This window comes from Sphingobacterium sp. HMA12 (assembly GCF_002933815.1).
Taxonomy (GTDB): Bacteria; Bacteroidota; Bacteroidia; order Sphingobacteriales; family Sphingobacteriaceae; genus Sphingobacterium.
Window position 1 is genome coordinate 1,454,998 of the sequence record NZ_BEYR01000001.1, and the last position, 13,385, is coordinate 1,468,382.

Genomic DNA, 13,385 nt, shown 5'->3' on the forward strand with positions numbered 1-13,385 from the left:
TATGAAAATTGCTGTTTTTCCAGGCTCGTTTGACCCCTTTACTTCAGCTCATCAAGATCTGGTCGAAAGAGCCCTGCCGCTATTTGATAAAATCATTATTGCTGTAGGTTATAATGCGAACAAAAAAGGCATGTTAGACCATGAGGAGCGTGTCAATTGCATCCAGCATCTTTTTCAGGAGGTCCGAGCGATAGAAGTGGTAAAGTATAGTGGTTTGACCGTAGATTTCTGCCAGAAAGTCGGTGCGAAATTTATATTACGCGGTTTACGAAATACGGGCGATTTCGAGTTTGAAAATGCAATAGCTCAAAACAACCTGTTACTAAACCCTGCTGTCGAAAGCTATTTTTTGATGAGTAGATCCGGGAAAGCGCACATATCGTCAACTATCGTACGGGATGTCTGGTTTAACGGGGGAGATGTTAGCGCAATGGTACCAACAGAAGTCCTTAGCTTATTGAACGAGAAGAGACCGACAAACCCCTGATTGTGATTTACAACGATAAAACATATAAAATATGCTGACAAAATATTATTTTGTCAGCATATTTTATATGTTGAAATACAGATACTTATATTTTACAATATAAAGAACTAATTTAACAGAAATCCAAACCCCAAATCTTTTACGCGCGAACTTGCCAAATAATATTCTGAATAGCACCAAATTTTATTTTAAAAACCTATATACCAGAAAATTATAACAAAATACATGTCAACTTTGTTCCCATGCGCTAGCTATGTTTAACAGGGACATTTCGTCAGTGGACAAATTTATTTTGGTTGCTTTAGTTAGTTCCTCAAGTTGTTGTAGGGAGGTGGCACTGACAATAGGTGCGGTGACTGAAGGTCGATGAAGAATCCAGGCGAGTGCAATTGTTGACATAGCGACCTGTTGATTGTGGGCTACTTGTGCTAAGGCGTCCAAAACACGAAGTCCACGGTTATCAAATCGACCTTTTAGGGCATCCGATCGCTTCACATCTTTAATATCCTCTATCGACCTATATTTTCCCGAAAGAAATCCGCTTGCAAGGGAATAGTAGGTGATTACACCCAAGTGATTTTCAACCGCGAGCTGCTCATAATCTTTCTCATATTTTGAACGGTCGTATAAATTATATTCTGGCTGGATGGCAATATAGGTGGGTAGACCATGCTTCTCCGCGACAACCAACGATTCCTTTAGGCGCTCAGGACTTAAATTAGACGCTCCAATCCATTTTACCTTACCAGCATGCACCAGTTGCTGGTAAGCCTCCAACGTTTCATCTATGCCCGTTGAAAGGTCATCGTGATGCGACTGATAAAGATCTATTGTGTCTACTTGCAATCGCATGAGCGATTCGTCTACAGACTTGATAATATGTTCCTTTTTCAAATTGGGCTTGTCATTACCGGCATGGCGTCCGCCCACCTTCGTTGCAATCTGAATTTTATCCCGCACATCCCGTTTACTAATCCATTTACCGATAATGGATTCGGACTCTGATCCAGTGTGACCCGGTACCCAATGGGAGTAGTTGTTGGATGTATCTATAAAACTAAAACCCATATCGACAAATGCGTCCAAGAGAGCAAACGACTGTTGCTCATCTACAGTCCAGCCAAATACATTCCCACCGAAAACGATCGGTTTAAATTCAATTTCACTATTTCCTAACTTTACCTTTTCCATGATTTGCCTAATATTTCCAGCTTAAATTTAAGAAAAAAATGCCAGTTAAGCCTTTGGAGGGGGATTACAAATAGTTTTATAAAAAATTTCTAATTCATTTTCAGGCAGTTTAGGAAAAGAAGTAGAAGATCGTTTGGAAAAATAAAAACTTTCCTTACTTTTGCATCATCCCAAACGGATATGCCCGGATGGCGGAATTGGTAGACGCGCTGGTCTCAAACACCAGTGGGAAACCGTGCCGGTTCGACTCCGGCTCCGGGTACTAAAAGGGCCTTAACATTATAAATGTTAAGGCCCTTTTTAAGTAAAATACCCTTTCTGGGGGAATAAAAACCACATCTCGACACGGATGATTTAGTTAACAAGCCGAAAAATTTGTAGACATCGTGTAGACAAGATTCATATGGATCCGTTTCAAAACCTGCGGACTAAGCGAAACAGCAACAAATAAGAAAAGAATAAGCAAAAAAAACACCATAAGAGAAACCTTATGGTGTTACATGAATATATAGTTTGATTAGTTTTTCGCTATTACCATTTCTGGTTCTTCTTTGCCGCCATGACAAGTTTTACAGGAAATTGCTTTGGCCGGAGAGCTATCCCAACTACGATTGAAATATTTTTTGTTAATCTTCTGTGTCATCTTGATCATTGCCCGACCAATTTCCTTTTTGTGATTTTCATCACTTGCAAAATCCATCTTTTTAGGATCTTCTTTTGAAGGTGCATGACAAAATCCACATTTTACCCCCAACGCGACATTAAACTCTTTCATTGTCGCGATCAATTCGTCATGTGAGATATTTTTCGGTAAGACTTTTAAATTTGTAGGTTTGGGCTCTTCCTGAGGTTTTTCCTGCTGGAAGTTAAATCCACTCAAGGCGATGACTATGGCAAATACAGAAGCAATTGCTCCAATTTTTTTGATTTGTTTCATTTCTCTTTTCATTATGCTTCACTAAATATAACGATAGGGAAATACTTTCACAACAAAAAATGAATTTATTATGACAATTTAGATTGATTATTACTTACGAAGCGCATTGTCCACAATCCAAGTTTCACTGTTTGATTGGTAATTGATAGTTAACCGTTTTCCTTGAATTCTTACGTCCTTCAATTTTATCGTATCGCTGGAAATCCATGTACTGTCATTAACGTTGATAAAGCGAACTCCTGTAATATTTGGCACGCCAGTAAAAAACTCAATCTTATAGGAATCTACATTTCCCTCACGCAGAATTCGGATCAATCTATTGGATCTATCAACAGACAATGAGTTGCCTTGAAATTGAACCCTACCAATAAAACTTCCAGAAATTCCGGCGGAGGCGCCAGCATCAGGTGTTTCATTCTTTTTACATGAAACAACGGCAATAAAGAATAAAACGAGCGCGACTAAGAGTTTGAACGACTTCATGTGTTTAAATTTTGGACTAAAATACGGTTTTTAGCTTAAATACTCAATTGATCAAACCGGAAATGATATTGATAGTCAATGCCACCACGAATGTATTGAGTGCAAAAGACAGTAGACCGTGAAATAGCGCCACCCGTCTGATCTTCTTTGATGAGATACCCACATCAGATACTTGAAAAGTGCACCCCATGACAAATGAAAAATAGGCAAAGTCTATATAATCGGGCTTATCATCGCCGGGAAATTCCAGCCCATTTCCATTAGAATCATTTTCATAATATAAACGCGCATAATGGAATGTATATATGGTATGGACCAAACACCACGAAGCCAGCATCGCAAGCATACAGATAATAATAATAAATGAATTATCAAGCTGTTTATCCTTAGTTGATATAATGATCATCAATACAGAAATAAAGCAACTAACCGTAACTAATATTATAAATAAGGATACAAAGAGCCGGCTACCATCTTCCTGTTGTGCTTTCTTAGCGATTGTCGTCACCGGCATGGTGTAAAACGTATACCAGGAGACCGATATATAGGAAATACAAAAGCCAAACCAACACAAAACCAGACTTAACAAGGTCAAAGTTTTAATCGGGGAGAAGAGATATACAAGTGTAAAAACGCAAATTGCAATCAAAGCCCGATGAATGGACTTCATTTGATGCAGTACTGTCTTTATTTTTCCCATAGCCGCAAATTAACAATCAAACTGTTCATTTGCCTCGAAAACCAATGGTTTTCCGTTATTAGAAAGAAACAAAAGCAGCACTTCTTCCTCATAGTTCCCCGGATTGGAAAAGATAAAATCCAATTGCCCGTCACGATCTATATCACCAACGAATTGTGTGGACATAAATACATCTTCATATTGATCCTTTTGAAATAATGTCAGTTCATGCGTTTCTCCAAAAGTGGCATTGAGTTTATAATGAGCTACTTCGTGAAATAGCTTTTCATGCCCTTTTTCGTCAGTCTGTACTTCGGTCGATTTAATATCTCCCGACCCTTTCAGGATAATATGCTGTTTTCTGAAATTATATTCTACAGATTCTTTCGGCCATATCTCCGAATGCTTTATCTGCATATTTTCCAAGGCTCCCGGTTTCAATCCCTTTATATTCAGAAACAAAAGCGAGTTTCTTTTAGACTCGACACTTTTAGAAGGGACCTGAGCACATTCGTCGTAGCCATCTTTAATTTCATAATCCACTTTCTCCAAATAATATTTTCCTTCGCGCTCATAGAGATCAAACCAATCCTTATTCAATACAGCGGTGGGATCCTCTTTTTCCCAGATGCGGTAACTGCGCACCAAAAAAATCTGACCTTTTGAGCTATCGGCTGACGCGGAAATTATCAAGTCCGTACTGTCTTTTGACAATAAAGTTGAACTATCTTTCGTGGCAACTGAATCTATCGGGGTATCCTCTTTTTTCGTCGTGGGACTATGACAAGCTTGGATGAATATTAGCCCAAACAGTAAGGTAAAAGCAGAATAGCTGTTCATATATTGTGAATTTTTATTTAAATATATAAAAATTCACAATATATAAGTCTCTAAGACGCCTTAGGCAAGTGCTTCCTTAAGCAAGGAAAATGATTGCAGGCATTTTTCATCGTCAAAAATATAGGAGGTAGCCATTATTTCATCGACTTTATGATCTTTGACAAATTTTTCTATTTCTGGGGCAATCTTGTTTTTATCCCCCACGAAAGCACAGGAGGCCATGCTCTGTACAGCTTGTTCAATGGCTGGAATTCCTTTATAAACTACTTCCTCTGTCGGCGGAGATAAGGGTCGCCGGGTATTCGTTACAATACCAGCAAATAAATTATAGAAGCTAGTAGACAAAAACTCGGCCTCTTCGGTACTATCTGCAGCGATAACATTGACACAGGAAATAAAATAAGGTTTATCCAACACCTCCGATGGTACAAAATTCTGATGATAGATCATACTCGCTGAGGCAAATTGAGCCGGAGCAAAGTGTGTAGCAAAGGCGTAGGGAAGTCCTAAACTGGCTGCTAAATAAGCGCTATCCGTACTAGATCCCAGAATATAAAGAGGGATTTCCAGTCCTTCACCGGGAAATGCACGCACTTTTGCATCATAATTATCGATACTGAAGTAACGTTGAAGATCCTTGACCTCCTGCGGAAACTGAAATGCAGTATTTAGGTTATTTCTTCGCAAGGCCATTGCAGTCAATTGATCAGTACCCGGTGCCCGACCTAAACCAAGATCAATTCGCCCCGGAAATAACGTTTCCAATGTACCAAATTGTTCCGCGATCACTAGGGGAGCGTGGTTAGGCAACATGATACCGCCCGAACCCACTCTGATCCGGTCAGTATTCGATGCAATATGTTGTATAAGTAGCGAGGTTGCCGAACTTGCGATATATTCCATATTATGGTGTTCGGCAACCCAGATTCTTTTAAAATCTAGTTTTTCGATATGTTGGGCAACCTTTACACTGCGAGCGATAGCACTGGCTGCATTTTCTCCCTTTTTGACAGGAGCTAAATCTAATGCTGATAATACGATTTTATCCATGCATTAAAATTACGGAGAAGAAACAGGACAATTGTAATCAAATTGTCTATTCTAGAATTCGCTGCGCATGTATGACAATAAGCTGATCATTCAGCACTGTTGTGAAGAAGCTGAAGGTGTCACCCGCATCTTTGATCTTAAACTTCTTTTTGATCTCCTCCGTTTTTAGCGGAAAATTTTTAGCGATAATATCAGCTATCAGCGGACTTTTCTTTTTCTTAAATTCTGTAAAAGATTCCACCTGCTTAATTATAAATACTTTCCCAGGAAAATCAGGGATTTTCTGATCGGAGGTATACAGATGAGTGCTTTTGTGTAGTTTTTTTAACCCAAAACGACTAGCAATTGTTTTAAACGCTCCTGCTTTGGCCAGGGCCACATCGGGTTCATAAAGATAGGATAGGGGGACACTATAATCCACCAGGGCCGCACGTTCTTCTGCATAGGTGAAAGGGACTACCTGCTGTTGCTCTCTGAACAGCCGCACAGCATGAATGACTGGTTCGCCTTCGTAGCCTTTCTCTTGAATAAAAATAAGTTCTTTACAATCATTTTGCAAGGATACCACATATACATCCTTTACATGAACTAACATACTCAATGCCGAAGAAATATCCAATAATGGCGCGAGCTTGCTGATAATAACATCAGATCGTTCAAAAAAATCGTTTTGCAGTGCAACCAAATTGGGCTCACATTCATCCAATAAAAATACTTTTTTATTTTGAACCCTGCGCGAAGGATCCAGATAGATATAATCAAAATGCTCCTGCGAACGGTTAAGGATGTAATCCACACCATTCGCCGCAACAACGCTAATATTTGTTGCGGACAATATTTTTGCATTATGCGAAGAAATTTCTGCAAGATCGGGATTGAGCTCACATGAAGTCACTTGCTTTGCGCGTATTGAAAAATAAAAGCTGTCGACACCAAAACCGCTCGTTACATCAATTAAATTTGTACCTTCCTGAATAAGCGAACTTTTAAATAATGCAGTTTTTTCAGACGAGCATTGTTCTAGATTTAATTTAGCCGGGAAATAGATTCCAGGAGTCTTTGTCCATAGTGGAATTTTAATCTTTGCACGTTGTTTACCATCGAGCTGTGCAGCGAGTTCAGAAGACGATATTCCTTCAAAAGGAAATTTCTTTAAAGCTATTTTGACAGGAGATTCCTTCAGGTTTTTTTCCAAAAACAACTGTACCTCCTTTTGAAGAATCAATCTATTCATTTATATTTTCTTAACAAGAAGCTGACAAGTATATCTATCCTTTAATTCACTGATCACCTCCTTATCGACCAAAACTCGGTCGATCGTTTCCTGGTTATAATAACGGATAGTGATTAACTCAAGACCAGACTCATAGGTAACTTTAAATCGTTGCTCAAGATCGTTAATTAAATCCACCAGGTTTTTCCCGGTATCATCCACTGCGACGGTGAAATTTATCGCCGTATTGTGCATCATATTGATTTTGATGCGATGTTCATGAAACAGATTAAAGATATCCCTGAGGTTGTCTTCCACGATGAAAGAAAAATCCCGTGGCGAAATAGAAATAAAAATCTGATTTACTTTAAATATAAACGAAGGGACTGGTAATGTCTGATTTGTACTTCGAATTATCGTTCCGGGAGACTCCGGATCAACAAAAGAACGCACATTTAAGGCGATTTTTTTATTCTGCAACGGTTTGATCGTCTTCGGATGAATGACAGTCGCACCATAATAGGTAAGTTCGATCGCATCCGTATAAGATAGTTCGGGAATCAATTCGGTTTTTTCAAACCATTTGGGATCAGCATTGAGAACCCCCGGAACGTCTTTCCAGATTGTTACATTTTCAGCATTTAAACATGACGCAAATATAGCTGCTGAATAATCCGAACCTTCACGACCTAAAGTTGTTGTGAAATTCTCCGATGTGGACCCCAGAAAACCCTGCGTGATGACAATATATTCGTCCAATATGGATGGAAGTTCAGCCCGGATTTTCTCTTCTGTTTTGCTCCAGTCCACGGCAGCCTCGCGGTAGGTATTATCGGTCAATATATAATCACGCGCATCTACCCACTTTACTTTCTCCCCAATAAAGGCAACATAGGCAGCGACAATTTTCGTCGAGATCAATTCGCCCATGGACACGATCTGGTCAAATAGGTAATCGTAGGAGTCCTGCGGATCCTCTTCCAAAATCCATTCGATCTCGACGAAACAGTTGGCAATTTCATCGAATATAGGATGTTCACCTCCAGGAAATAGGTCCTGAAGAATTTGAAAATGAAATGCTTTGGCTTCTTCAAGGGTTTGAAACTGCAAGCCCGTATTATTATAATATTCTCTGGTCAATTTCTCCAGAAGGTTTGTTGTCTTACCCATGGCAGAGATAACGACCAACAAAGCTTCACCTTTGTATTTCGAAATAATCTTTGCTGAATTTCTGACACTTTCTGCATCCTTTACCGATGCACCTCCAAATTTAAAAACCTGCATTTATTTTATTGAGTTTAGTTGATTGCTAATTGATACTATTGATATAATGTAATCCTTTTTTTGACATCAGATCTTTAAAAGTTGAGTAGGGAATACGCAGCTCTGTGCCGCCTTCCGCGTAAGATTTAATTTCGTAGATATTATAATAAAATAATAGTTCGTTTTTTTCAAATGTAAAATTATCTGCAAGCGAAAACTTACCACCTTCAAAAAAATATTTTCCATTTAAGGAATCATCGTTATGCAGTCCCTCTTGCTTCCGAAAACACTGTTCAGCGATTGTGATAAACTTATCTTTATCTTCTTTACGAATAATATCGTCAATTGTAATGGGACTATTAGACTGCCTATCAAAGTTCGAATATAAGGTTACATGGTCGCCATGAGCTCCGCCAGTATATTCCTCCTGTTTTGTTCGTATCGCTAGATACATGGGCGTATTTGCAACTACGTCAACCTGAAGATCTCGATTCCAGGTCGCAGTAGATTTACCATTGTTATCATCCACATATTCATTATAAGCATTGATAAAACGATGGGCGGCTTCTTCCATGCTGGTATCTCCTTCAAGATGAACAATAGATGAGACAAGATCATTGATTTTTGCTTCATCGAACACCGGATAGCTCGCCCGGAAATAAGTAGTATCCAATTGATCTTCTCCTTTTAGAAAATAATTACTATGCTCATCAACCATTTTTTTGTGATAGGAGAGTGTGTCCCCGGTCTGAGCTAGGGAAGGTGATACACTTTTGTTTTGACACGAAGACAAAAAACAGCCTATAGATAATATTTTAAAAAAAAGATAAAACCGCATTGAATTGATTGTTTCCCCTCTAATTTAATAAGTGATTGACACATTAATCCACTCCGAATCAAAATCAGCTTTATACCGCTCGTAGAATTTGATGGCAGATTCGTTCCAGTCCAAAACTTGCCATACCATGCCATGGTAACCACATTCTTTACCATAGGCGAGCGTCCTGTCAAAAAGTTGCTTGCCCATTCCCAGTCCGCGCATTTTTTCGGTAACGATTAAATCTTCCAGATAGAGTCTTCTTCCTTTCCAGGTGGAGTATCTGACGTAATATAATGAAATTCCAACAATTTCTTCACCAATTTCCGCTACAAATGCACCCCAAATAGGATTATCGCCAAACCCCGCTTCTTCAAACTCCGCGAGGGAAACCGTTACTTCATCCGGAGCTTTCTCATAGATCGCCAATTCTTTGATTAGCTCAAGCATTTGTGGGCAATCAGACTTAATTGCTGCGCGTATAATTGGTTTAGTCATTGTTTTTATAATGTTTGATTACTCTTCTACCAAAGATTGTGCTTCCAATACGAACCATAGTTGATCCCTCTTCAATCGCCAATTTATAGTCCGATGACATTCCCATCGAAAGTATGTTAAAATAATCATCTTTCCGGTAGAAGCTAGCTTTAATGCCGTCAAATAACATCTTTAATTCGTAAAACTCCGCTTTGATCACCTTCTCATTATCTGTATTGGATGCAATCCCCATCAGTCCACAAATTCGGATATTCTTTAGTTCCAGGAATTCCTCATCACGAAGGAGCTCGATCAACTCCGCATGATCCAGACCGAATTTGGTATCCTCATCAGCGATATAAACTTGCAATAGACAATCAATGATACGATTAGCTTTTAACGCATGTTTATTAATTTCTTTTAACAGCTTTAAGGAATCTACGGAAGCAATCAGGCTAACGAATGAGGCAATATATTTCACCTTATTCGTCTGTAGATGTCCGATCATATGCCACTGAATATCTTTGGGTAAAAGCTCTGCTTTCTCAATTAATTCTTGAACATGATTTTCACCAAAAATACGTTGTCCAGCCTCATAGGCTTCCATGATTTCTGAATTGGACTTTGTCTTTGAAACTGCTACAAGCTGAACGCCTTTGGCCTCAGCTTCCAATCTTAAAGCTTCTAAATTACTCGCAATACTCATTTCCGATATAGTTTGATGATGTAAAAAGTGCCAAATGTCGGTCCTTTTTGTAAATTTGTACAAAACTACGAAATGCTACGATTAATACTGAATCTACTTGCGGTGATTTTTTTATTTGGTTCCTGTGTCAGACCAGAAGAGAAGGATATTATCTCACAAAGCAAATTTGTCAATGCTTTGACAGAAATCCAATTGACAGATTCGTATCTCAATATTTTGCCCATTGATAGTGCACGCAAAGTGATGGTGCCTTTGTATCAGGTAACTTTTGATAAATACGGGTTGGACTCCGTATCTTTTAAAAAAAATCTGAACTATTATGGTAAAGATGCTGAGGTCATGTCAGCTATTTACAAGAAAGTGGAAGATAACTTGACTAAGCAGAATAAGTTTTATACGGATATCGAACGTAAAAAGCAAGACTCCATCCGCACGAGGGATTCGATTGTCAATGCGCGGATTCAGGATAGTACGAATCGTATCATGCGACAACAACAACAGTATCAAGAAAATATTGCTGCGCTTATCCACTACAAACCAAGTAAGGAAAAATTCAGCTTTAAAGAGGCATCTTCACTGTTTAACAAAAATTTCCAGCAGAAAACAGGTATTAGTTTGGACAGCTATTTAATGAACCAGCTTTCTACAGCCAGTTCAAATATTCCAGCCGGTTCAACAACACCTGCATCCTCAGGAAATCCTGCGCCCCCGGCGACAACACCTGGCATTTCAGCAAAGGACACAGCAACGTTACCAAAAAAAATGGAGCAAAGGCTTGAGAAACCTATCCTTACTCCACCACAGGCGTTAAAACCTGTGTCAGAACTTTAACCATCAAAGAATATAATTTTATGGTATATCCATTAAATGCGATAGATAAACTCGGTTTTTACGAGATAAAAGATAAAATAAAACAAAAGTGCCTGAGCGAATCAGGACGTGAACTGGTTGAAAAAATTCAGCCGCAAACTCGCTTCGATCAGATAGATCGTTTTTTGAGGCAGACAAGCGAATTTAAAGATCTTCTCGTCAACGATGGCGCATTTCCCGTCGAGAATTTTTTTCCTTTAAAATCCATTGTTGAAAAGGCTAGGGCCGAAGGTGCTTTTCTACTTGAAGAGGAGTTTTTTCGTGTCCTGTTGTCCTTGAAAACTGTTTACGCCATCATTCGATATTTTAACGAAAGAGAAGGTCTATATCCGAATTTGGAAGTGCTCTTTGAGCATCTACCCATAGAGAAGGGAATCATCCGGGATATTGAAACAGTCATCGACGAGCGTGGAAAACTCAAAAATAATGCCTCCCGCCTGTTACTTGAGATCACCCAGCAAATACAACGTGCGGAACAAGATGCGCTCAAACGCATAAATAGTATTTTCAAAAATGCCCAGGACAGCGGGTGGACTGCGGATGGCAATTTGACTGTACGCGATGGGCGTCTATGTATCCCCATCCTGGCGGAGAACAAAAGAAAGCTCAAAGGATTGATCCACGACGAGTCAGCAACAGGACAAACAGCTTATATTGAACCAGAAGAGGTATTCCAGCTTAACAATAAGATTAGAGATCTTGAATTTGAGCGCAGGAGGGAGGTTATCCGAATTCTTGTGGAACTCACAGATAAAGTACGTCCACATCTCCCATTATTGCTGTCTTATCATGGCTTATTGACCAAGGTAGATTTTGTTCGGGCCAAAGCTTTGTTTGCCTTGGATATTGAGGCCGAGATGCCGGAACTGTCCAAAGAAGCTGAGATCAATCTCATCAATGCGCGCCACCCTTTACTCATCCTCAACGAACACCATAAAAGCACCGTCGTTCCATTGAATATACAGATCGATCAGCTGCAACGTGTTATTGTTGTCTCCGGACCAAACGCCGGTGGTAAGTCAGTCTGTATGAAGACGGTAGGTTTGCTACAGATCATGGTACAATCGGGTTTATTGATTCCAGCTGAACCAACGACGAAAGTAGGCGTATTTAAGCAGATATTTGCTGACATCGGTGATGATCAATCTATTGAGAGTGATCTAAGTACCTATAGTGCGCATTTGTCGAAAATGAAATATTTTACGGAATTTGCCAGTGGACGCACTTTGGTACTCATTGATGAATTCGGTACCGGAACAGACCCCTTATTTGGTGGACCTATTGCCGAAGCTGTGTTGGAATCGTTGAATAAAAAGCAGATTAGAGGCGTGGTCACCACCCACTACTCAAACCTAAAGGTGTTTGCGAGCAATACGACGGGTCTGGAGAACGCTTCCATGTTGTTCGATAACCGGGAGATGCGCCCCATGTATATTCTTCAGATCGGTAAACCCGGTAGTTCTTATGCCTTCGAAATTGCACAGAAAATAGGATTGGGAAAAGATATTCTGGAGGCTGCCAAAGGGAAAATCGGCGTACAACAAAAAAAGGTAGATACTTTATTGATTGACCTCGAACGGGAAAAGAAAGAGGTGTTTGATACGAAAGTTGCCATCAATAAAAGGGAAAAAGAACTTGAATCCCTTAAATCTGAGTACCTGGAATTGCAAAGTTATCTAGAGGAAAATAAACGGATTATACTGAAAAAAGCCAAAGAGGAGGCTCAGGAAATCATCAAAAACTCCAATAAATTAATTGAAAATACGGTTGCACAGATCAAGTCGGCGAAAGCTGACAAGGAGAAAACCCGTGAACTGCGCAGCAATCTGGATCAGGCTTTGAAAGCCGTTTTGCCAAAAGAACAGGCGACTAAGCAAGTCATCAAAGAGAAAATAACGGAATCCTCCGAACTGACCGTAGGTGACTGGGTACAGATTATTGACAATGGAGCTGAAGCGCAGGTTGTTGAAATTGCTAAAAACAACTTGATTCTTGCCATGGGAGAATTGCGAACAGTACAGAAACGAAAGAACGTCCTTAAGCTCGAAGGACGGGAAAATAAGAAATCGGCAAAAAGTTTGTCCAAGTCATTGTCAGCTGGAACGGTTGCGGATTTTAATCCGGAAATAGACCTGAGAGGAATGCGTACCGAAGATGCATTGAATGAATTGGAGAAGGTGCTGGATAGGGCTGTTATGGTAGGCTATCCATCACTAAAAATTATCCACGGGAAAGGGGACGGTATTCTACGAAAATTCATTCGGGATTACTTGCGTAAATACAGTCATGTCAGCCGGTTTGAAGATGAACATCAAGACCGCGGCGGAGACGGGATAACTTATGCTTATTTATAGCAATATAAGAGCACTCGC

General features: G+C 39.6%; 14 protein-coding genes and 1 tRNA gene. 4 read left to right on the forward strand and 11 right to left on the reverse strand.

The genetic code is table 11. From position 1 onward, the window contains the following. Position 1 precedes the first annotated feature (1 nt). Positions 2-487, forward strand: a complete 486-nt coding sequence (gene coaD, locus HMAT_RS06260; RefSeq protein WP_104381903.1) for a pantetheine-phosphate adenylyltransferase — start codon at positions 2-4, stop codon at positions 485-487. A 228-nt stretch (positions 488-715) separates the two neighbouring features. On the opposite strand, the gene HMAT_RS06265 is transcribed toward coaD, so the two are convergent. Next, positions 716-1,678 (reverse strand): aldo/keto reductase, encoded by a 963-nt coding sequence (locus tag HMAT_RS06265; protein ID WP_104381904.1) that lies wholly within the window; start codon positions 1,676-1,678, stop codon positions 716-718. Between the two features lie 182 nt (positions 1,679-1,860). On the opposite strand from HMAT_RS06265, the gene HMAT_RS06270 reads away from it, so the two are divergent. Beyond that, a tRNA-Leu gene (locus HMAT_RS06270) sits at positions 1,861-1,940 on the forward strand. A gap of 255 nt (positions 1,941-2,195) precedes the next feature. Here HMAT_RS06270 and HMAT_RS06275 read toward each other — a convergent pair. The 10 genes from HMAT_RS06275 to HMAT_RS06320 all read right to left on the reverse strand — a co-directional run bounded on the left by HMAT_RS06275 (position 2,196) and on the right by HMAT_RS06320 (position 10,143). Then, positions 2,196-2,615, reverse strand: coding sequence for a c-type cytochrome (locus HMAT_RS06275; RefSeq protein ID WP_104383325.1), 420 nt, complete (start codon positions 2,613-2,615; stop codon positions 2,196-2,198). 90 nt (positions 2,616-2,705) lie between these two features. Further along, the gene (locus tag HMAT_RS06280; RefSeq protein WP_104381905.1) at positions 2,706-3,098 is read right to left on the reverse strand and encodes a hypothetical protein; all 393 of its coding nucleotides are present in this window, start codon (positions 3,096-3,098) and stop codon (positions 2,706-2,708) included. Positions 3,099-3,141: 43 nt separating this feature from the next. Then, the gene (locus HMAT_RS06285) at positions 3,142-3,798 is read right to left on the reverse strand and encodes a DUF1345 domain-containing protein (protein WP_104381906.1); all 657 of its coding nucleotides are present in this window, start codon (positions 3,796-3,798) and stop codon (positions 3,142-3,144) included. Positions 3,799-3,807: 9 nt separating this feature from the next. Beyond that, positions 3,808-4,617: a hypothetical protein gene (locus tag HMAT_RS06290; protein WP_104381907.1), complete on the reverse strand. Its 810-nt coding sequence runs from the start codon at positions 4,615-4,617 to the stop codon at positions 3,808-3,810. A 60-nt stretch (positions 4,618-4,677) separates the two neighbouring features. Then, positions 4,678-5,667, reverse strand: a complete 990-nt coding sequence (locus tag HMAT_RS06295; protein WP_104381908.1) for an LLM class flavin-dependent oxidoreductase — start codon at positions 5,665-5,667, stop codon at positions 4,678-4,680. A gap of 46 nt (positions 5,668-5,713) precedes the next feature. After that, positions 5,714-6,901, reverse strand: a complete 1,188-nt coding sequence (locus HMAT_RS06300; RefSeq protein ID WP_104381909.1) for a hypothetical protein — start codon at positions 6,899-6,901, stop codon at positions 5,714-5,716. Next, positions 6,902-8,164 carry an aspartate kinase gene (locus HMAT_RS06305; protein ID WP_104381910.1) on the reverse strand — a complete coding sequence of 421 codons (1,263 nt, stop codon included), beginning with the start codon at positions 8,162-8,164 and terminating at the stop codon, positions 6,902-6,904. Positions 8,165-8,189: 25 nt separating this feature from the next. Beyond that, positions 8,190-8,861, reverse strand: coding sequence for a DUF3298 and DUF4163 domain-containing protein (locus HMAT_RS06310; RefSeq protein ID WP_158655646.1), 672 nt, complete (start codon positions 8,859-8,861; stop codon positions 8,190-8,192). Positions 8,862-9,005: 144 nt separating this feature from the next. Beyond that, the gene (locus HMAT_RS06315) at positions 9,006-9,458 is read right to left on the reverse strand and encodes a GNAT family N-acetyltransferase (RefSeq protein WP_104381912.1); all 453 of its coding nucleotides are present in this window, start codon (positions 9,456-9,458) and stop codon (positions 9,006-9,008) included. Further along, complete coding sequence (locus tag HMAT_RS06320) at positions 9,451-10,143, reverse strand: YggS family pyridoxal phosphate-dependent enzyme (RefSeq protein WP_104381913.1); 693 nt, start codon at positions 10,141-10,143, stop codon at positions 9,451-9,453. Before HMAT_RS06320 ends, HMAT_RS06315 begins: the two co-directional genes overlap by 8 nt. 72 nt (positions 10,144-10,215) lie before the next feature. On the opposite strand from HMAT_RS06320, the gene HMAT_RS06325 reads away from it, so the two are divergent. Continuing rightward, positions 10,216-10,974 carry a DUF4296 domain-containing protein gene (locus tag HMAT_RS06325; RefSeq protein WP_104381914.1) on the forward strand — a complete coding sequence of 253 codons (759 nt, stop codon included), beginning with the start codon at positions 10,216-10,218 and terminating at the stop codon, positions 10,972-10,974. 20 nt (positions 10,975-10,994) lie between these two features. Continuing rightward, positions 10,995-13,367: an endonuclease MutS2 gene (locus HMAT_RS06330; protein WP_104381915.1), complete on the forward strand. Its 2,373-nt coding sequence runs from the start codon at positions 10,995-10,997 to the stop codon at positions 13,365-13,367. The last annotated feature ends 18 nt before the right edge of the window (positions 13,368-13,385 follow it).

Coding starts and splice junctions, on each gene's coding strand:
- coaD (WP_104381903.1), top strand. CDS start 2: ATGAAAATTGCTGTTTTTCCAGGCTCGTTTGACCCCTTTACTTCAGCT.
- HMAT_RS06265 (WP_104381904.1), bottom strand. CDS start 1,678: ATGGAAAAGGTAAAGTTAGGAAATAGTGAAATTGAATTTAAACCGATC.
- HMAT_RS06275 (WP_104383325.1), bottom strand. CDS start 2,615: ATGAAACAAATCAAAAAAATTGGAGCAATTGCTTCTGTATTTGCCATA.
- HMAT_RS06280 (WP_104381905.1), bottom strand. CDS start 3,098: ATGAAGTCGTTCAAACTCTTAGTCGCGCTCGTTTTATTCTTTATTGCC.
- HMAT_RS06285 (WP_104381906.1), bottom strand. CDS start 3,798: ATGGGAAAAATAAAGACAGTACTGCATCAAATGAAGTCCATTCATCGG.
- HMAT_RS06290 (WP_104381907.1), bottom strand. CDS start 4,617: ATGAACAGCTATTCTGCTTTTACCTTACTGTTTGGGCTAATATTCATC.
- HMAT_RS06295 (WP_104381908.1), bottom strand. CDS start 5,667: ATGGATAAAATCGTATTATCAGCATTAGATTTAGCTCCTGTCAAAAAG.
- HMAT_RS06300 (WP_104381909.1), bottom strand. CDS start 6,901: ATGAATAGATTGATTCTTCAAAAGGAGGTACAGTTGTTTTTGGAAAAA.
- HMAT_RS06305 (WP_104381910.1), bottom strand. CDS start 8,164: ATGCAGGTTTTTAAATTTGGAGGTGCATCGGTAAAGGATGCAGAAAGT.
- HMAT_RS06310 (WP_158655646.1), bottom strand. CDS start 8,861: ATGGTTGATGAGCATAGTAATTATTTTCTAAAAGGAGAAGATCAATTG.
- HMAT_RS06315 (WP_104381912.1), bottom strand. CDS start 9,458: ATGACTAAACCAATTATACGCGCAGCAATTAAGTCTGATTGCCCACAA.
- HMAT_RS06320 (WP_104381913.1), bottom strand. CDS start 10,143: ATGAGTATTGCGAGTAATTTAGAAGCTTTAAGATTGGAAGCTGAGGCC.
- HMAT_RS06325 (WP_104381914.1), top strand. CDS start 10,216: ATGCTACGATTAATACTGAATCTACTTGCGGTGATTTTTTTATTTGGT.
- HMAT_RS06330 (WP_104381915.1), top strand. CDS start 10,995: ATGGTATATCCATTAAATGCGATAGATAAACTCGGTTTTTACGAGATA.